The sequence below is a fragment of the Streptomyces winkii genome, assembly GCF_032248595.1.
Classification (GTDB): Bacteria; Actinomycetota; Actinomycetes; order Streptomycetales; family Streptomycetaceae; genus Streptomyces; species Streptomyces winkii.
Map to the genome: position 1 here is coordinate 148,321 of NZ_JASTTH010000011.1, position 18,187 is coordinate 166,507.

General features: G+C 69.0%; 16 protein-coding genes and 2 pseudogenes. 13 read left to right on the plus strand and 5 right to left on the minus strand.

What is annotated here, in order from left to right; genetic code table 11:
• Positions 1–19: 19 nt before the first annotated feature.
• Both asnB and QQM67_RS28690 read right to left on the minus strand, forming a co-directional pair.
• Positions 20–1,888, minus strand: a complete 1,869-nt coding sequence (asnB, locus tag QQM67_RS28685; protein WP_314177989.1) for an asparagine synthase (glutamine-hydrolyzing) — start codon at positions 1,886–1,888, stop codon at positions 20–22.
• Between the two features lie 24 nt (positions 1,889–1,912).
• Positions 1,913–2,989 carry a methyltransferase gene (locus QQM67_RS28690; protein WP_314177991.1) on the minus strand — a complete coding sequence of 359 codons (1,077 nt, stop codon included), beginning with the start codon at positions 2,987–2,989 and terminating at the stop codon, positions 1,913–1,915.
• Between the two features lie 274 nt (positions 2,990–3,263).
• Here QQM67_RS28690 and QQM67_RS28695 point away from each other — a divergent pair, with 274 nt between their 5' ends.
• The 10 genes and pseudogenes from QQM67_RS28695 (at position 3,264) to QQM67_RS28740 (ending at position 9,451) form a co-directional block, all read left to right on the plus strand.
• The gene (locus tag QQM67_RS28695) at positions 3,264–3,602 is read left to right on the plus strand and encodes a TcmI family type II polyketide cyclase (RefSeq protein WP_314177992.1); all 339 of its coding nucleotides are present in this window, start codon (positions 3,264–3,266) and stop codon (positions 3,600–3,602) included.
• The gene (locus QQM67_RS28700) at positions 3,595–4,026 is read left to right on the plus strand and encodes a cupin domain-containing protein (protein WP_314177994.1); all 432 of its coding nucleotides are present in this window, start codon (positions 3,595–3,597) and stop codon (positions 4,024–4,026) included. The genes QQM67_RS28695 and QQM67_RS28700 overlap by 8 nt, the downstream gene beginning before the upstream one ends.
• The gene (locus tag QQM67_RS28705) at positions 4,023–5,306 is read left to right on the plus strand and encodes a beta-ketoacyl-[acyl-carrier-protein] synthase family protein (protein WP_314177997.1); all 1,284 of its coding nucleotides are present in this window, start codon (positions 4,023–4,025) and stop codon (positions 5,304–5,306) included. Before QQM67_RS28700 ends, QQM67_RS28705 begins: the two co-directional genes overlap by 4 nt.
• Positions 5,303–6,532: a ketosynthase chain-length factor gene (locus QQM67_RS28710; RefSeq protein ID WP_314177998.1), complete on the plus strand. Its 1,230-nt coding sequence runs from the start codon at positions 5,303–5,305 to the stop codon at positions 6,530–6,532. The genes QQM67_RS28705 and QQM67_RS28710 overlap by 4 nt, the downstream gene beginning before the upstream one ends.
• Positions 6,533–6,574: 42 nt before the next feature.
• Positions 6,575–6,826: an acyl carrier protein gene (locus QQM67_RS28715; RefSeq protein WP_314178000.1), complete on the plus strand. Its 252-nt coding sequence runs from the start codon at positions 6,575–6,577 to the stop codon at positions 6,824–6,826.
• 28 nt (positions 6,827–6,854) lie between these two features.
• Positions 6,855–7,307, plus strand: a pseudogene (locus QQM67_RS28720) (SRPBCC family protein); the annotation flags it as partial.
• 33 nt (positions 7,308–7,340) lie between these two features.
• Positions 7,341–8,039, plus strand: a pseudogene (locus tag QQM67_RS28725) (SDR family NAD(P)-dependent oxidoreductase); the annotation flags it as partial.
• Position 8,040: 1 nt separating this feature from the next.
• Positions 8,041–8,376: an antibiotic biosynthesis monooxygenase family protein gene (locus tag QQM67_RS28730; RefSeq protein ID WP_314178002.1), complete on the plus strand. Its 336-nt coding sequence runs from the start codon at positions 8,041–8,043 to the stop codon at positions 8,374–8,376.
• Positions 8,373–8,705: an antibiotic biosynthesis monooxygenase family protein gene (locus QQM67_RS28735; protein WP_314178004.1), complete on the plus strand. Its 333-nt coding sequence runs from the start codon at positions 8,373–8,375 to the stop codon at positions 8,703–8,705. Before QQM67_RS28730 ends, QQM67_RS28735 begins: the two co-directional genes overlap by 4 nt.
• On the plus strand, positions 8,702–9,451 hold the full coding sequence (locus QQM67_RS28740) for an SDR family NAD(P)-dependent oxidoreductase (protein ID WP_314178005.1): 750 nt from the start codon (positions 8,702–8,704) through the stop codon (positions 9,449–9,451). Before QQM67_RS28735 ends, QQM67_RS28740 begins: the two co-directional genes overlap by 4 nt.
• A gap of 109 nt (positions 9,452–9,560) precedes the next feature.
• Here QQM67_RS28740 and QQM67_RS28745 read toward each other — a convergent pair whose 3' ends face one another.
• Positions 9,561–10,610 carry a methyltransferase gene (locus QQM67_RS28745; protein WP_314178007.1) on the minus strand — a complete coding sequence of 350 codons (1,050 nt, stop codon included), beginning with the start codon at positions 10,608–10,610 and terminating at the stop codon, positions 9,561–9,563.
• A gap of 215 nt (positions 10,611–10,825) precedes the next feature.
• Here QQM67_RS28745 and QQM67_RS28750 point away from each other — a divergent pair, with 215 nt between their 5' ends.
• Both QQM67_RS28750 and QQM67_RS28755 read left to right on the plus strand, forming a co-directional pair.
• Positions 10,826–12,235 (plus strand): NAD(P)/FAD-dependent oxidoreductase, encoded by a 1,410-nt coding sequence (locus QQM67_RS28750; protein WP_314178008.1) that lies wholly within the window; start codon positions 10,826–10,828, stop codon positions 12,233–12,235.
• A gap of 10 nt (positions 12,236–12,245) precedes the next feature.
• Complete coding sequence (locus QQM67_RS28755; RefSeq protein WP_314178010.1) at positions 12,246–13,832, plus strand: cation:proton antiporter; 1,587 nt, start codon at positions 12,246–12,248, stop codon at positions 13,830–13,832.
• Here QQM67_RS28755 and QQM67_RS28760 read toward each other — a convergent pair.
• The gene (locus QQM67_RS28760; RefSeq protein WP_314178012.1) at positions 13,733–15,658 is read right to left on the minus strand and encodes an AfsR/SARP family transcriptional regulator; all 1,926 of its coding nucleotides are present in this window, start codon (positions 15,656–15,658) and stop codon (positions 13,733–13,735) included. The genes QQM67_RS28755 and QQM67_RS28760 overlap by 100 nt on opposite strands.
• A gap of 226 nt (positions 15,659–15,884) precedes the next feature.
• Between QQM67_RS28760 and QQM67_RS28765 the strand changes: the two genes are divergently transcribed.
• Positions 15,885–16,400, plus strand: coding sequence for a MarR family winged helix-turn-helix transcriptional regulator (locus QQM67_RS28765; protein ID WP_314178013.1), 516 nt, complete (start codon positions 15,885–15,887; stop codon positions 16,398–16,400).
• A 602-nt stretch (positions 16,401–17,002) separates the two neighbouring features.
• On the opposite strand, the gene QQM67_RS28770 is transcribed toward QQM67_RS28765, so the two are convergent.
• Positions 17,003–17,602 (minus strand): hypothetical protein, encoded by a 600-nt coding sequence (locus QQM67_RS28770; protein ID WP_314178015.1) that lies wholly within the window; start codon positions 17,600–17,602, stop codon positions 17,003–17,005.
• Positions 17,603–18,187 lie beyond the last annotated feature (585 nt).

Genomic DNA, 18,187 nt, shown 5'->3' on the forward strand with positions numbered 1-18,187 from the left:
GAAGGGGCGCAGGACGCCGCTAGAGGTCCAGACGCACGTCGTACTCCCGCAGCCAGGAGTCGAATTGGAGGACCATCTCGAAGCCCGCCCGATCCACCCAGGCACCGGCCTTGTCGTCGTCTGTGCCGTCCCCGTCCAGCACGGCCGCGGTGGCCTGCTCGTCCAGCAGCGGAGCCACAGGTGCGTGCCGGTCGCGTGCGAGGCGCAGATACTGCTCGCGTACGGCGCGCCCGTACACCGGGTCCTGGGTCGCCGGGTAGGCGCTCTTGGGCCGGTTGACCACAGCGGACGGCAGCAAGTCGGCCACGGCAGACCGGAGCAGGCTCTTCTCCTGGCCGCCGGTCCGCTGCATGCGGGCCGGGACGTCCAGCAGATACTGGGCGAGCCGGTGGTCGCAGAAGGGCACCCGCAGCTCCACGCCGTTTGCCATGCTGAGCCTGTCCTCACGATCGAGGAGGGTCGGCAGCCAGCGGGTCAGGACGAGGTAGCCGACCTGGCGGGCGCGGCGTTCCGCGGCGCTCTCGCCGTCCAGGACCGGGGCCGCGGCGAGCGCCTCCCGGTAGTGCTGGTCGGCGTACCCGTACAGGTCGAGTTCCTTGCGCAGCGCGGGATCGAAAAGGCGCAGCCCCAGGCCGCCCGAGGCGGCCTTGCGACGCTCGAAAGCCACCCAGGGAAAGGTGCCCGCGTCGGTCAACTCCGGGTCGTGGGCCCAGAAGTAGCCCCCGAAGATCTCGTCCGCGCCCTCGCCGGAGAGCGTTACCACCCGGGATTCCTCGCGCAGGTGACGGAAGGTCAGGTACAGGGAGCTGTCCATGTCGCCGTGATGGGTCGGCATGTCCTGGGCCTGCATGGTGCGGGCCTTAGTCAGTGGGTCCGTGAGCTGACCAGGGGTCGCCACGACGTCGGTGTGGACGGTGCCCAGATGCTCGGCCACCTGTGCGGCGAACGGCGGGTCCGGGGTGCCGCGCAGTTTCTGCGGCCGGAAGTTCTCCGTATAGCCGCGGAAGGTCATGGAGTACGTGTGCACCGGCGCCGCGCCCTCCCGGGCCACGGTGCCGGTGGCGAGCGCCGCCAGCGCGCTGGAGTCGATGCCGCCGGAAAGCAGCAGACTGGTGGGGACGTCCGCGATGAGCTGCCGGGTGACGATGTCCTCCAGCAGCTCCCGGATGTCCGCGATGCTGGAATGGAGGTCCCGCCGATGCGGGTTGGCGGTCGGGGCCCAGTAGGCGCTGAGCCGGTGCCCGTCGGGCTCGACGGTCAGGATGTGGCCGGGGGGAAGCTCGGGGATGTCGCGGAAGATGGCCGTTCCGGGGTTCCTGGCGTGCGACAGCAGTTCGCGCAGCCCGTCGGCGTCGACGACCGGAGCCACCCGGGGGTGGCGGAGGACCGCCTTGGGCTCGGAGCCGAAGAGCAGGCCGTCCGGCGTGTGGTGGTAGAAGAGCGGCTTCACGCCGATGGGGTCGCGGGCGAGCACGAGCCGTCGCGGGCGGGGGTCCCAGATGGCGTACGCGAAGATGCCGTTGAGGTGCTTCGCGCACTCCGGTCCCCATTCGAGATAGGCGCGCAGCAGCACCTCGGTGTCGCTGCGTGTGGTGAACCGGTGCCCGGCGAGGGCGAGTTGTTCGCGCAGCTCCCGGTAGTTGTAGATCTCACCGTTGAACACGATCACGGGCGAGTCCGGGTCCTCGTCCTCGGTCCGCATCGGCTGGGCTCCGTTCGCCGGGTCGATGATCGACAGGCGTTGATGTCCTAGAGCGACGTCGGAGGCGAGCCACAGACCCGACGCGTCGGGGCCGCGGTGGAACAGGGTTCGGGTCATGGCCTGGATCGTGCTGCGTTCCGCGGTCATGTCGCGCGCGTAGTCGAGCCATCCGGTGATTCCGCACATGGCGCTCTCCTTTCCTGAAGGCGGTCACTTACGGGCGATCGCCAGCGTGTGGTTGTCGAGAACGGGGGTGAAGGAGATGTCCTGAAAGCCGGCCTCGCGCAGCCACTCGTCGCATTCGCTGATGCGGTACTCACCGCCGCCGGGGGACGTGAGCATGAACGTGAGGCTCAGCAACAGGGCGTCCCGGTCCGGGGCTTCGTCGTCCAGCATCCGGTCGTAGATCACCAGGGAGCCCGCGGGGGGCAGCGCCTCGTAGGCCCGGCGCACGAGCATCGCGCGAGTGTCCTGGCTCCACTCGTGCAGGACGTGGCCGTACACCAGGACGTCCGTGGCGGGGAGCGGGTCGTGGAAGAAGTCGGCCTCCAGGAAGGAGACGCGATCGGCGACGCCGAGGGCGGCGACGTGCTCGTCGAAGAACGGCCGGGCGGGCGCCCGGTCGACGTTGACGCCACGCACCCCGGGCAGCCGTCGCACGAGGTGCGCGAGCAGATTGCCGCGCGCGCCGCCCAGGTCCGCCACGGACTCGTAGCCGCTCCAGTCGATCCGTTCGGCGATCTCGGTTCCGGCCCGGCCGGTGTGCGTGTCCATCGCGGCCATGAACCGCCGGATGCGGTCGGGGTCTTCGTCGGGGCGGGTGCGGAAGAGTTCGTTGCCGTCGTCGACGGGTGAGTCGTCCTGGTGCTCGCCGGTGCGCAGCGCCCTGGTGAAGCGGCTCCACGCCTGCCACTGCACCCGGGTCGCGACTTCGATGAACCCGCCGATGTACCGGGGCTTCCCCGGAACCAGAAACATCGCGGCGAGTTCGGTGTTGTGGTAGCGGTCGTCCTCCCTGCGCAGCAGCCCGTGAGCCAGGAGGGCATCCAGGAAGGTCCTGGCGTAGCGCGGGTGCAGGTTGAGCCGACGCCGCAGCTCCGCCTCCGTGGCCGGAGCGCCGTCGAGGGTGCCGAAGAGGTCGAGTTCGACCGCGGTCATCAGCATCCGGGATGCGGCGAACGCCAGGTTCAGCCCGATCAGCGGCGCCGGGCTCGGGACCTCGGCGAGGGCCGCGGGGGCCGGCACCTCGGCGGGAGCCGCGGCGGTCTTTCGAGCGGGTGCTGCCATGGAAGCTCCTCGTGATGGCGCGTCAGTACGCGGTGAGTGCCGTCCCCCAGGCCTACGGCAGGGCACGTCGACGGCCCGGCGGACGGGGCCTCAGCCTGCGGTGCGCCGGTGGCCGTCGAGTGGGAATCGACTTGCGGCACGCAACCGTCCGCGGCGCGCGGACGGACGGCGGCGTCTGCGGCGTCAGTGGTTGGTGAGCCGATTACGAACCGCTCCCGGCACGGTGTCACCGCAGTGACACCACGGGTGTCCCACGAACCGATGGGAGATCACGATGCACCGGACGCTGATCGTGGCGCGGATGGCCCCGAGCGAGAAGGACGCGGTAGCCGACATCTTCAGTAAGTCGGACGCCACCGAACTGCCCCGCATGGTGGGAGTCACGCGGCGTACCCTCTTCCGCTTCCACGACCTGTACTTCCACCTGGTCGAGGCGGAGGACGGCATCACCGAGCGGCTCTACAAGGCCCGCGAGACCGACCTCTACCAGGACATGAGCGCCGAACTCGCCGAGCACATCAGGCCCTACGACCCGAACTGGCAGGAGCCCAAGGACGCCATGGCGTCGCCGTTCTACATCTGGACTCCGCAGGAGGGAGTGACCCGTGGCTGACGCACCGATCCAGAAGGTGGCCCTCGACGAGGTGGCCGTGAACCGGCGGCGCGGCGGTGAGATGCGTGTGCTGCTGAGCCCCAAGACCGTGGGCTGCGGCACCGGCTTCTTCGGCGAACTGACGCTGGCCGCGGGGGAGTTCGTCTCCGAGCACTACCACCCGTACTCCGAGGAGTACCTCTTCGTCATCGAGGGCGCGCTGACCGTGCTGCTCGACGGCGACCAGGAGATCGAACTGGCTGACGGAGAGGGCCTGGTCGTGCCGATCGGGGTCCGGCACCGGGTCACCCATTCCGGGACCGGCCCGGCGCGTGCCGTCTTCCAGCTCGCCCCGCTCGCCCCGCGCCCGGACCTCGGGCATGTGGACACGGAGGCCACCCCGCACGCCGCCGAACCCGTGGTGGAAGTCGGGGAGGCCCAGTGAGCACCGCGGGCCACGAGCGGGAGCCGGTGATCACAGGGATCGGCGTCGTGGCGCCGGGCGGCGTCGGCACCAAGCAGTTCTGGGAGCTGCTGACCGACGGGCGTACGGCGACGCGCACCATCTCGTTGTTCGACGCCACGGACTTCCGCTCCCGGATCGCGGCGGAGTGCGACTTCGACCCCGCCGCGGAGGGGCTCTCCCCGCAAGAGGTCCGGCGTATGGACCGGGCCGCTCAGTTCGCGGTGGTCGCTGCACGCGAGGCGATGGCCGACAGCGGGCTCGGACCCGGGCTCGGCGGGGTGGATCCCGGCCGGATCGGAGTGAGCATCGGCAGCGCCGTCGGCTGCACCACGGGCCTGGAGGAGGAGTACGTCGTCCTGAGCGACGGCGGACGGCGGTGGCTGCTCGACCCCGACTACGCGGTGCCGCAGCTCTACGACTACATGGTGCCCAGCACCATGGCCGTCGAGGTCGCCTGGGAATGCGGTGCAGAGGGGCCCGTCTCGCTCACCTCCACCGGCTGCACCGCCGGAATCGACTCGATGGGGCACGGCGCCCAGCTGATCCGTGAGGGCTCGGCCGACATCGTGCTGGCCGGCGCCACGGACGCGCCGCTGTCCCCGATCACCGTGGCGTGCTTCGACGCGATACGTGCCACCTCTCCCAACAACACGGCGCCAGAGGCCGCCTCCCGCCCCTTTGACCTGCACCGTGACGGCTTCGTCCTGGGCGAGGGCGCCGCGGTGATGGTGCTGGAGGACAAGGCGGCAGCGCGGCGGCGCGGTGCTCGGAGCTACGCGCGGATCTCCGGATTTGCCCGGCGCAGCAACGCCTTCCACATGACCGGACTCAAGCCGGACGGCCGGGAGATGGCCGAGGCGATCACCTCCGCGCTCGACGAGGCCGAAGCCCCCGTCCAGGAGGTCGACTACATCAACGCCCACGGCTCCGGCACCCGGCAGAACGACCGGCACGAAACCGCCGCGTTCAAGCGCAGCCTGGGGAAGCGGGTCCGGGAGGTCCCGGTCAGCTCGATCAAGTCGATGATCGGGCACTCGCTGGGCGCCATCGGCTCCATCGAGGTGGCGGCCAGCGCGCTGGCCCTGCACCACCAGGTGGTGCCGCCCACGGCCAACCTCAGCACCCCCGACCCCGAATGCGATCTGGACTACGTGCCGGTCACGGCGCGGGAGCATCCGATGAACGCGGTGCTCAGCGTCGGCAGCGGGTTCGGCGGCTTCCAGTCGGCGATGTTCCTGCGACGGGCGGAGGCACTGTGACCGCGGCGGTGGTGACCGGTATCGGAGTCGTGGCGCCCAACGGCGTCGGGACGGAGAACTACTGGCAGTCGGTGCTGGCCGGACGCAGCGGTGTGGCACCCCTGACCCGGTTCGACGCCGCCGGATACCCGGTCCGGGTCGCGGGCGAGGTCACCGAGTTCGACGCCGCGGAGCACGTGCCGTCGCGGCTGCGGGTGCAGACCGACCGTTGGACCCAACTCGCCTTCCACGCGGCCGACATGGCGCTGACGGATGCCGGCGCCGACCCGTCCGGGCTGCCCGAGTACGACATGGCGGTGCTGACCTCCAGCTCGTCGGGCGGCACGGAGTTCGGGCAGCACGAGATCGAACGGCTGTGGTCGCGGGGCTCGCGCTATGTGACCGCGTACCAGTCGATCGCCTGGTTCTACGCGGCCACCACGGGACAGCTCTCCATCCGGCACGGAATGCGCGGCCCCTGCGGTGTGGTGTGCACCGAACAGGCGGGCGGGCTGGATGCGACCGGACGCACTCGGCGGCTCCTCGCGGACGGCGGTGCGCGCTTCGTCCTGACCGGTGGTACGGACGCCTCCCTGTGCCCGTACGGGGTCACCGCTCAGGCCGCGAACGGGCTGCTGAGCGACAGCGACGATCCCGATCGGGCCTTCCAGCCGTTCGCCGCGACCGCCGGCGGCTACATACCCGGCGAGGGCGGCGCGATCCTTGTGGCCGAATCCGCCGACATGGCCGAGGCAAGGGGAACCGAGCGGATCTACGGCCGGATCACCGGCTACGCGGCCACCTTCGACCCCCGGCCCGGCGGTCAGGACCCGGACGGCGGGTCACGGCTGAGGCAAGCCGCCGAACAGGCACTCGCCGACGCCGGGTCGGAGCCCGCGGAGATCGACGTCGTCTTCGCCGACGCCAGCGGGGACCCCGAGCGGGACCGGCTCGAATCCATGGCGCTGAACCGGCTGTTCGGCCCGCGCGGAGTGCCGGTTACCGCCCCCAAGACCATGACGGGCCGGCTCTACGGCGGTGGCGCCGCGCTCGATGTGGCCACCGCGCTGCTGGCGATACGGGACGGCGTCATACCGCCCACGATCAACGTTCCGGCGCTCGCGCCCGGCTGCGATCTGGACCTGGTGCGCGACGAGCCGCGCCCCGCCTCCCTCCGTAACGCACTGATCCTCGCCCGGGGCCACGGCGGTTTCAACGCCGCTCTGGTGATCTCCCGGGCGCACTGAAGGACCCGATGGAAGACCGGATACGCAAGACGGGAGAAGCACATGAACACCTTCACCCTGGACGACCTCGTCGTGATCATGCGCGCGGGCGGCGGCGAAGACCGTGAGGCGCTGGACGGCGACATCCTCGACATGCCGTTCGGCGAGCTCGGTTACGACTCCCTCGCCCTGCTGGAGATCACCACGCGCATCGAGAACGAGTACGGCATCTCCATGCCGGAGGACGTCGCCACCTCCGTCCGTACGCCTCGCGAGGCCATCGACCACGTCAATGCCCTCGTACGCGCCGCCTGACCGACCACCGATCGAGAGGCTCAGCACCATGACCGGTCACACTGACAACGAGATCACCATCGACGCGCCCATGGACCTGGTCTGGGCGATGACCAACGACGTGCCGTCCTGGCCGCAGTTGTTCAGCGAGTATGCGGCGGCGGAGGTCCTGGAACAGCGGGGCGAGACCATCGTCTTCCGGCTGACCATGCACCCCGACGAGAACGGCGACGTGTGGAGCTGGGTCTCGGAGCGCACACCGGACCCCGAGACCCGCACCGTCCGCGCGAAGCGGGTGGAGACCGGGCCGTTCGAGTTCATGGACATCTTCTGGCAGTACGAGCAGACACCCGACGGCGTACGCATGCGCTGGACGCAGGACTTCCATATGAAGCCGGCCGCCCCGGTCGACGACGAGGCCATGGAGCGGCGTCTGAACACGAACACCCCCGTGCAGATGAAGCGCATCAAGCGGCAGATCGAGGAGCGGGCACACGCCGGGCTCGGCCTGGGTCTGCAGGGCAAGAAGGTCCTGGTCACCGGCGGCACGCGGGGCATCGGCCGGGAGATCAGCCTCGCACTCGCCGCCTGCGGCGCGGACCTGATCGTCTGTCACCGACAGGCAGGCGAGTACGTGGAACGGCTGAGCCGGGACCTGAAGTCGACGGATGGCACCCACCACGTGGTACAGGCCGACCTCAGCGAGGCCGAGGAGGTCTCACGCCTGGCACAGGAGTGCAAGGAGCGCTTCGGCAGCCTGGACGCCGTGGTGCACAACGCGGGCGCCATCAGCCATGTGCCCTTCGCCGAACTCCCGTTGGAGGAGTGGCGGCGCATCCTGGACACCAACCTCACCGCGCCGTTCCTGCTCACGCAGAAGGTGCTTCCGCTGCTGTCCGAGGGCTCCTCCGTGATCTTCGTCGGCTCGAAGGTGGCCACGGTCGGAGTCCCCAAGCGTGCCCACTACACCGCTTCCAAGGCCGGGCTGATCGGCCTGACCCGCACGCTGGTCAAGGAGTTCGGGCCCGACGGCATCCGGTTCAACATCGTCGCCCCCGGCCCGACCGCGACTGAGACGGAGGTCCCCGAGGAGGTCGTCGCCCGCTACAGCCGGATGATTCCGCTCGGCCGCCTCGGGCGCGCCGACGAGGTGGCGCGTGCCGTCCTCTTCCTCGCCAGCGACCAGTCGTCCTTCGTGAACGGCCAGACCCTCGACGTCGACGGAGGTATCTGACATGGCGGACGCTCAGGGCACGTTCCGGGTCCTGCTGCGCATGAACATCAAGCAGGGCGTGGAGCGCGAGTTCGAGGAGACATGGACGAAGGTCGGCGAGGTGATCACCCGGCAGCCCGCCAACCTCGGCCAGTGGCTGTCGAGGAGCGCCGAGGAGCCCGGCGTCTACTACATCGTCAGCGACTGGGTGGACGAGCCGTCGTTCCGGGAGTTCGAGCGCAGCTCGGAACACGTGGAGCACCGCACCAAGCTGCACCCGTTCCGCGACGGTGGAACGATGGTCACGATGCACACCGTCCTGCGGATGGTCGGCGCCGGAGAGGGGGCGGTGCGGTGAGCGGCCGGGTACGCGTCCTCGTCTACGCGGCGTCCGCCGACGGCGCGTCGGGCGAGGAGGGCGTCCGGCAGGCGTACCACCGCACCAGCCAGGACCTGGCCGGGGTGCCGGGCCTGCTCGGCAACGAACTGCTGCGCTCGGCCCACGAGCCGGAACGGTTCGTGGTGATGAGCGAGTGGCAGGATCTCGCCGCCTTCCGAAGGTGGGAGGAGGGCGCCGAGCACCGGGACACCACCGCTCCGCTGCGCCCCTTCCAGGACCACGAGCAGCGCCGGGTGTTCGGCGTCTACGAGGTCGAGGCCGCATACGGAGCGGGGGAGTGCCGGTGAGCGCCCCCGACAGCCTCGGCCTGGCCGGGAAACGCGCCCTGGTCACTGGCGGCACCCGCGGCGTCGGCCGCGCGACGTCGCTCGCGTTCGCCCGGAGCGGGGCGCGAGTGGTGGCCTGCTACCGCGGCGACGAGGACTCTGCCAAACGCCTGGAGAACGAGCCCGGTTGGGACGCGGCGAGCCACCGCACGCTGCGTGCCGACCTGTTCACCCCGGTTGGCCGGGCGGCGGCCGCCGAAACCTGCCGTGAGCTGTACGGGGGCATCGACGTACTGGTCAACAACATGGGCACCTACGCCCCGCAGCCGTTCTCGGAACTGTCGGACGAGGACGTGGCGCAGTGCCTGGACGAGAACCTGACGGCCCATGTCCAGCTCACCAGGACCGTCCTGCCGCTGCTCGCCGACGGCGCCTCGGTCGTCAATGTGGGTGCGGGTATGGCGGAGCGCGGCAGGCCGGGTCATGTGCACTTCACCGCGGCCAAGGCAGGTCTCGCCGGTTTCGTACGGTCGCTGAGCAAGGAGCTGGGGGGCCGCGCAATCCGGGTCAACACGGTGGCCCCCGGCGTGGTGGAGACGGAGCGTGGCATCGATCTGCCGCCCCACGCGCGTGAGGGGTTGCTGTCCGCCATTCCGCTGCGGCGCTTCGGCACCGCACCGGAGGTGGCCCGCGCCGTCGCCTTCCTCGCGAGCGACTCCGCCAGCTTCGTCAACGGGCTCACCCTCCGCGTCGACGGAGGCATTTAGTCGAACCCGGCGGCCGGCCGTTCGCGGACCGGCCGTGGCGAGGGCGGAAGTGAAGGTGTCCCGCGGACAGGTTCGTCCGCGGGACACCTTCGGTTTGCCGTACCCGCGCTCAGCGGGGGACGGTCGCCTCAACCAGATGCAGCGTCGGGAACGTCCCTGAGACGGCTTCTGTGCCTGTGAGATCCAGGCCCGCCTTGCTGAAGAGTTCCTCGAACTCGCTGCGGGTGTGACGCTGTCCGCCGACGTTGAGCAGCATGAACAGATCGATCACGCTGGTGACCCGCATCTCCTCGGGAGCGGCATCCATCACGCTGTCGATCACCAGGATCCGTGCCCCGGGGCCGGCAGTGGTGCTGATGTTCTTGAGCACCCGCAGGGAGTTCTCGTCCGGCCAGTCAAGGATGTTCTTGAGGATGTAAAGGTCGGCCTTGACAGGGACCTCGTTGAGGCAGTCACCGGGCACCAGGCTGCACCGCTCGCCGAACTCGCCGCCCGCGCACAGCTCCGGCACGGCGTCGGCGACGGTCGCCTCCAGGTCGAACAGCGTCCCGTGCACCCCGGGGTGACGGGCCAGCAGGGTGCGCAGCAGGTGCCCCTGCCCGCCGGCGACGTCAGCGACCGAGCCCACCCCCTCCAGATCGATGGCCATCGCCACCTGCCGGGACGACAGGCTGCTCACCGCGGTCATCGCCTTGTCGAAGACCCGCGCCGACTCCGGTGCGTCCTGGGTGAGATAGCTGTAGAAGTCCTTGCCGAAGATCTTCGGCACCATGGCCTTGCCGTCCCGGACCGCCTCGTCGAGACGCGGCCACGCCTGCCACGTCCAAGGCGCACCCAGCCACAGCACCAGGTGCTTGAGGCCGTACGGCGAGTCGTCCCGCAGCAGCCGGGACAGCGCGTTGTGCCGGTAGAGCCCGTCGGACGTCTCCTCGAACACGCCTTGCCGCTCCAGGGCGCGGAGGAGGCGACCGAGGGTGCCGGGCACAGCATCGGTCCTGGCCGCGATCTCGGAGACCCCCACCGGGTCTTCACCGACGGCCTCGGGCACTCCCAGCTTCACGGCCGCCTGCAACGCGGCAGCGACCCCCGCGCCCACGGCCAAGTGCTCCAGCTTGCCCACGAGTTCCATCGCCGCGGCCTGATCGTCCTGCGCCTTCACGGACACCACTCACCTCTCGGTAGGGACGAGAACGGTCCGAGCCTTCAGGCCCCCAGTCGCGATCCGATGGCAGCGCGCTCGTCGAGTTCCGGACCCCGAAGCCGGGGCGCACTTGGCCACCGGGTGGCTTACCAGCGGATCTGGACCGAGAGGTCATCGCACGCTGCGAAGCTCCGGCCGATGTCCCGCTCCGCCACAAGAAGTGGAGAACAGCAGTGATCGCAACAGCAACGCATGTCCTGGTCATCGGAGGCGGCCCGGCCGGGTCGACCGCGGCAGGTCTGCTGGCCCGGCAGGGATTCGACGTCACCGTGATCGAGCGGGACACCTTCCCCCGCTACCACATCGGCGAGTCAATCCTGCCTTCATGCCTGCCCATCCTCGAACTCCTCGGAGCACGGCAGAAGATCGAGGCCCACGGCTTCCAGGTGAAGCGGGGCACGTACTTCGAGTGGGGCCCCGACGAGTGGCAGATGAACTTCAACGACCTGGGGGACACCACCCCGTACGCCTGGCAGGTGGTCCGCGCCGACTTCGACAAGCTGCTGCTGGACCACGCCGCGGAGCTGGGTGCCACTGTGCACCAGGGCGTGACTGTGCGGGAGATCGAGTTCGCCGGCGACCGGCCGGTGGCGGCCCGCTGGGCGGCCGGTGAGAACGGCGGTGAGAGCGGCCGGATCACCTTCGACTACCTCGTCGACGCCTCCGGCCGCCGCGGCGTCATGGCGAACCGCTATCTGAAGAACCGCCGTCACCACGACGCGTTCAAGAACGTCGCCGCCTGGACGTACTGGCGCAACGTGGGCACGGTGGAGAAGAGCCCGGAGGGATCGACAGCCGTGATCTCGGTGCCCAACGGCTGGTTCTGGGTCATCCCGCTGCACGACGGCACGACCAGCGTCGGCTTCGTGTGCACGAAGACCGCGTTCGACGCCCGCCGGGAGGAGTTGGGCGGACCGGCGGGGGCGTACGAGGAGGCCGTGGCGGCCTGCCCGTCGCTGACCGAACTGCTGGCCGACGCCGAGCAGGTGGGGGAGGTACGCGTCGAGCAGGACTACTCCTATACGAGCGACACGTTCACCGGACCCGGGTATCTGCTCAGCGGGGACGCCGCCTGCTTCCTCGACCCGCTGCTGTCCACGGGCGTCCATCTGGCCACCTACAGCGGGATGGTGGCGGCCGCCTCGATCGGCAGTGTGCTGCGCGAAGAGGTCACTGAGGACGAGGCGTTCGGCTTCTACCAGCAGGTCTACCGCCGGGCGTACGAGCGCATGCTGCTGCTGGTATCCGTCTTCTACCAGAGCTACCGCGGCCGGGATTATCACTTCTACCACGCACAGCAGCTCTCCTCTCAGGAGGTCGACAAGCTCAACCTGCACCTCGCGTTCCTGCGCATCATCTCCGGCATCGAGGACATGGAGGACGCGAAGGGAGCCGCCTACGAAAAGGTTCTGCAGGATCTCAGCGGGGGCGAGGGGGAAGTGGGGAAGAACCCCTTCGAGAACCTCGGCAAGCTCCGTCAGGAGCCGCTGTCCGCGGACGACGCCATCGACGGGGTGTACCTGTCGTTCGGGCCGACGCTGGGTCTGCGGCGCACCGCGGACGCCGCCCTGGACCAGAAGTAGCCACGGGACTGTGAACAGGCGTCTCGTTGCCGCACTGGTCCTGTTCGTAGCCGTGCCCGCGGCCGGTACCGTAACCGTCCTGGCAGCGTGGGGGCACGGCTGGACGTCCTCCGGGGCGTCGGCCGAGCGCCGGGACGGCGCGGGCGCGTCCCTGCCGGGAGCGCCGCCGGAGGCTTATCGGCTGCTGGTCGCGATCGTCACGATCGTGTTGGTCGCCCACGTGCTGGGTGCGCTCGCCCGGCGCGTGGGCCAGCCGACGGTCGTCGGGCAGATGACCGCGGGAATCCTGCTGGGGCCCTCGCTCCTCGGGGCCCTGGCCCCGGCGGCCCAGGAGTGGTTGCTGCCGCCCACGACGACCGCACCTGTCGAGTCGATGGCCCAACTGGGCATCGTGTTCTTTTCGTTCAAGATCGGGTACGAGCTGTCGCCGACGCAGCTGACCGGGCACGGCACGACCCCGCTGGTGCTGGGGGGAGCGGGGGTGTGCACCCCGTTGCTGGTCGGGGTGGGCACAGCGCTGCTGCTGCCCGCGGAATACCGGCCGCAGGGGGCCGGGAACGGGCCGTTTGCGCTCTTCCTCGGCGTCTCGTTCTGCGTGACGGCGTTCCCCGTGCTCGCCGGGATCCTCCTCGAGAACGGCATGCTGAAGTCCGCTCTGGGGTCGCTGGCGATGGCCACCGCGGGCGTGGCGGACGTCCTCGCGTGGTCGCTGCTCGCGTGCGCCTTGGCGGTAGCACACGGAGGCACCCCGCTGGGAGCGCTGCGCACGGTGGGGCTGACCGCCCTGTTCGCGGTGCTGATGCTCACCGTGGGGCGGGCGGGACTGCGACGGATCTGGGAGGGCGGGGGCGCCGGCCGGGCGCAGAACGCAGCCGTGCTGTTCGTACAGGCGCCCCTGCTGTGCTCGGCGGCCCTCACCGATGCGATCGGTGTGCACCCCGTCTTGGGAGGGTTCCTGGCTGGCCTGGCCATGCCGCGGCTCCCGCAGATCGAGAAGATCGTCGACCGTACCGACGCCGTGGCGTCGTGGCTGCTGCTGCCCATGTTCTTCGCGTCGGTGGGGCTGCGTACCGGATTCGGGATGATCGGGGGCACGAAGGACTGGCTGTTGTGCGGGCTCTTCGTCGTCCTGGCAGTCGCGGCCAAACTGGCCGGCACGGCACCGCCTGCGCTGCTTCTGGGGGTCCGGCGGCGTCCGGCGGCGCGGCTGGGCGTGATGATGAGTTGCCGCGGACTGACCGAACTGGTGGTCCTCGCCACCGGCCTTCAACTCGGGCTCATCCCGCCGCGGTTGTTCGCCATGCTGGTGCTGATGACGCTGGCGACCACGCTGATCACGGCCCCGCTGCTGAACCGGTCGGACGGGGGCCGAGATGGAGGACCTCAGCACCACGAACCGTCCGCGTCCGATGCCGTTCCATCATCTGCGGACTCGGCCCCGGACCGGGGGGATTCCCTCAGTCCTGGGGCCGGCGACCGTCCGCGGTGTTCCGTTGGCTATGACGCGTCCGCGAGGGACTCTCGGGCTGGCGGGGCGGACAGTTCCGACTCCATCCGCTCGCGGCAGAAGGCCCGGCTCAGCTCATGGAAGGAGTAGACCGTCTCTCCACTGGAGGACGGGACGGTGCGCAGGAAGTGGTGTTCCACCAGGTTCGACAGCGCAGATTCCGCGACCGCCTCGGTGCAGCCGAGCAGCCCGATAAGCGTGGCAGTCGTGAACTCCCGCTGGCGCAGCAGGGTCAGCAGCCGGAGCACGGCGCGCTCCCGGCTGCCAAGCCGGTCGTACGTGGAGAGATACCGGTCCCGAATACTGACGTCGGCGCCCTGGAGTTGATCGAGTCGGCGGTTGTCGCGGTACATCTGCTCGGCGAACCGTCCTATCGGCACGTCGTGCAGAGCCGCGAGCCGCGCTCCTGCGCACCGGAGGGCGAGCGGTAGGTGGCCGCACATTTCGGCGATGAGTTCCAGCGACTCGCGTTCTCTTTCGGCTCTTTTCCTGCCCACCGTTTTGGCCAGCAGCTGGAAGCTCTCCGCGGGGCTGAGTGAGTTTATCTCAAACGTGACTGCGTTCGGGAGGTTGTAGAGATTCACCCGGCTCGTGATGATCGTGAAGGAATGCATTCCGCCCAGCAGCAGCGGGTCCACCTGAGAATGCGTCAGTGCGTCGTCGAGTAGCAGCAGTATGTCGCGCTCTACAGCCCAGGAGCGGAAGAGACTACTCTTCTCGTCGAGGCTCTGCGGATAGGGTTCGGGAATTCCCGCAGCGTGCAGAAACCCGGTCAGCGCGTCATCAGGGCTGGTCGGCCGGGAGCGTGAGCCTCGCAGGTCGGCATAGAGTTGGCCGCCGCTGAAGCGGTCCCGCACGGCGTGCGCGATCCGGGCTGCCAACGCGCTCTTTCCGACGCCGGGCATTCCGTTCAGCAAGAGCACTGCGACGTTCTCCTCCGCTGTTTCCACACGTTCTGCCACTCGGACCGCGGACTCCATCAGTGAGCCGCGGCCGACCAGCGGCCCGGGATCCGGCGGAAGCTGGGCGGGACGCACGACCGTGGGCCCGCGCCTGAGGGCGATCGCAGCGCGCGGCTGCTGCACCGGAGCCTCGAGCGAGGATCCGGCATCCAGTTGTGGCTCGCCGGAGAGAATCGCCTGCTGAGCGCGCTGGAGCAAGGGGGAAGGTTCGAGCCCGAGTTCCTCCACGAGGTCACGGCGCAGCCGGTTGTACACCTGCAACGCCTCGGACCTGCGTCCAGAACAGTGCAAGGCGTGCATGAGCAGGGAGTGGAAGCCCTCGTGGAGCGGGTGGGCCGTGGACAGGCTGGTGAGTTCGGGGATGACGGTGCGGTGGTTGCCGAGCTTCAGATCCGCTTCGATCTTCAGCTCCAGGGCGCTGAGATGGTCCGCGTGCAGGCGGGCGGTGTGTGCGGCCAGCACCTCCCCCGTGGACACGTCCGTGAGGGCGGGACCGCGCCAGAGATCGAGCCCCTCCTTGAGGTGCTCGAGTGCCTTGTCCGGCGCCTCGGGCAGGACCCTGCGTCCCTCCGCGACGGCTCGGTCGAACAGGCGCAGGTCGATACAGTCGTCCGGCACCTGTAAGGCGTATCCGTTGGGGCGGGTCCGCAGCACCTCGGCAGACTCGAGACCGCTGGCCTCAAGGGATTTCCGGAGCTTGTAGATATACGTCTGCAGCGTGGACTGCGCACTGATGGGCGGAGCGTCACCCCACATCTCGTCAACGAGCTCGGCGAGTGTCACAGTCCGGCCGCTTTGGACCACCAGCAACGCAAGTATTTGACGCAGCCTGGGAGCAGTTGGCGTGATGTTGCACGTTCCCAAGGTGACGTCGAACGAACCTAGCACTCCGTACTTCACGCAGGGCCCCCGTATTCTTGACGTGGAGAAGTGCGAGTGACGATTCCACTTCATCGCGAATGGAATTGATCATCTGTATGACCGCATGCATCTTTCGCCGCAGTCTATGACGTGGCGAACATGAGGAGCAAGCCTGAAAAGATGAACCTCGACCATGTCCACGTAATTGGGAACCCATGGGTGGACCATGATTGGGTCAAGTCCAATAGGGCAGTTCCGGCGCCCTCGGAGGAGCTCCAGCGGGTTTCATGAGTACGGATGCGCGGGGTAAGTTACCGTCATGGACCGTCAAGTGTTGAACGAAGCAGATGAGTTGCACAATGCTGCGGCCCTGGCTTTCCTCCGTCTGCACCGAATGTGGGGGAAGTTACAGGCACGAGAGGTCAGTTCGCTGGGCACGCTGATGACGCAGAACGAGGTCAGCCGGGGCTGGGTGCTCCAGATCGTCGACGAGGGAATCTGCACCTCGGAGGGTGAAGTGACGGTCGGGACGTTGGCCGAAGGACTCGACATCGACCCGTCCACGGCGAGCCGCATGGTATCCAGCGCCATCCGTGACGGCCTCCTCGTGCGCCGTATCTCCAAGATCGACGGGCGGCGCAGCGTGCTGCACATCACGCGTGCCGGTCATGTGCTGCTGCACCGCTTCCGGCGGCAGCCCCGCGTTGTCTTCGACACCGTCACCAAGGACTGGCCCCCCGGCCAACGGGACGAGTTCGCCCGGCTGTTCACTCGGTACGTCGATGAGATGGCGCGTATCCGTGCAGTCCGCCGGAGTCAGGATCCGGCGGACTGACGGGCGCCTGCGCGGTCTCGGCGGTCCCGGCCGGCTCGACCGCCGCGTTCTTCCGGCGCCGCAGCCAGCGGGTGACGACGAAGGTCGCCACGGAGAGAATCACCAGCACGGGTCGCATCCTCGGTCCGCAGAGCGAACGTGCGCACGGCCCTCGACGAGTGTCAGACGAAGGATGCTCCCGAACAGCTCCCGGTGGCTCTGGTACATCAGTGGGTCCTCGCGCTCCCCGTGCCCCCCGGGTGAGGCCGGGGCCGACTGCGTCCGCAGCGGGATCAGTTCCAACTCGTCTGTAGACATGCCGAACAGACTCGGGCGGAGCGGTGACGGATGACTCACCTCTCGCTCACCCCGGCACGGACGCCGCCCCCTCTGGAGATCTCCGAGGGGGCTTTGAGCTGCTGCGCGCTCGGCAGGGTTCGAACCTGCAACGCTCCGCCTGTAGCGCGCTGTTGAGTGGCCCGGGGCGCTGATCTGGTAGCCGTCGCCGGAGTCGGCCGAGGAACTCGACCCGCTGATGCGAGCGAGCGGGGCCCCTTATTGTGCGACTGACTTGTCGATGGTCACAGTGCCGCATCTGGGCGGCAGGACCGGTGCGACGGCGGCTACTCCTCGTTCCCGCAGTTCGCCACATCAGGTTTCGGCGTCACCGACCTATTCGGGTCGACGTCGGTCACACGCCCTTCGGGAAGCCTCTTGTCGCGGCTGACGATCCGCCCGTTGGTATTGCGCTCCCAGATGCGCCCGTAGCGGTCCTGGAAGTAGAAGCCCCGGAGCTTGACGGAACCGCCCGTGCTGCCCGCGCCGGCGGCACGAGCCGCGTCCTCGGATGCCGAAGTGTTGTTCAGCTTGAGGGCGTTGCAGGGGCGGATGGCTGTGTGGCTCTGCAAGAGAAGACGGTCGCCGCCGCCGGCCTTGTAGACGAGTCCCCAGTGGGGCAGCGGATCGGCGGAGCGGTTGGTGATGACCGCCGCTCCGGCGTCGGGACCGGACGGCCCGAACCGTACGAAGCTCACACTGGCGGCCTGGTCGCGCATGTCGAAGTAGTCGCGCATCGCCTGGCGATCGACGGCCTCGTCCTGGATGGCGTTGGAGCGCTCCTGGACGGCATAGGTCACCTTCCCCACCCAGTAGGAGACGGCGACAGTGGCGGCCGTGGCTAAGGCCGTCAGGACTGTGGCGACCGTGGTCGCGGCTAAGTTCACGTGGCCGAACCACCGGCGGCGAAGACGTGCCGCACCTCCCGTCTCGTCAGCCCCCGTTTCGTGCCCATGATCCGTGCGAGGCTCTGGAACCGTGCTCACTGTGTCCTCCTCAGTGCAGTTGCAGCGGACTCCCCTCAGCATTCCCAGCCCCCGCGAAGTGCTCGTCGAACGCCACCCAGCAAGGCCAGGGAGCTTCATTACGCGCCAACTCTGTGGGCGCGGGCTGGGCCGACCGCCGAGTGCAGCGCCGGTCATGCCTGGCCATCGCGTTCCATATGCGCGCTTACGACCGTGGCCGGCGCAGCGCCTTTCGAGCAGCGACTGAACGACGGCGACCACGGCACCTGTCAGCGACGGCGTTGGGGAACGGGCCCTGACCTGCTGCGCGCTCGGCAGGATTCGAACCTGCAACCTTCTGATCCGTAGCTCCAAACAGCTCGGTTGAAGACGGTCAGGGCGGCAGATGCGGGGACGATGGCAGATTCTGGTGGCTGCTGGCGGTCAGCGGGGTTGCTGTACTTTGCTGCTGTACCTCAGCCGGAACGCGCCACCGGTACGGTCGTCGCTGGCTTTTCTCGCACCGGC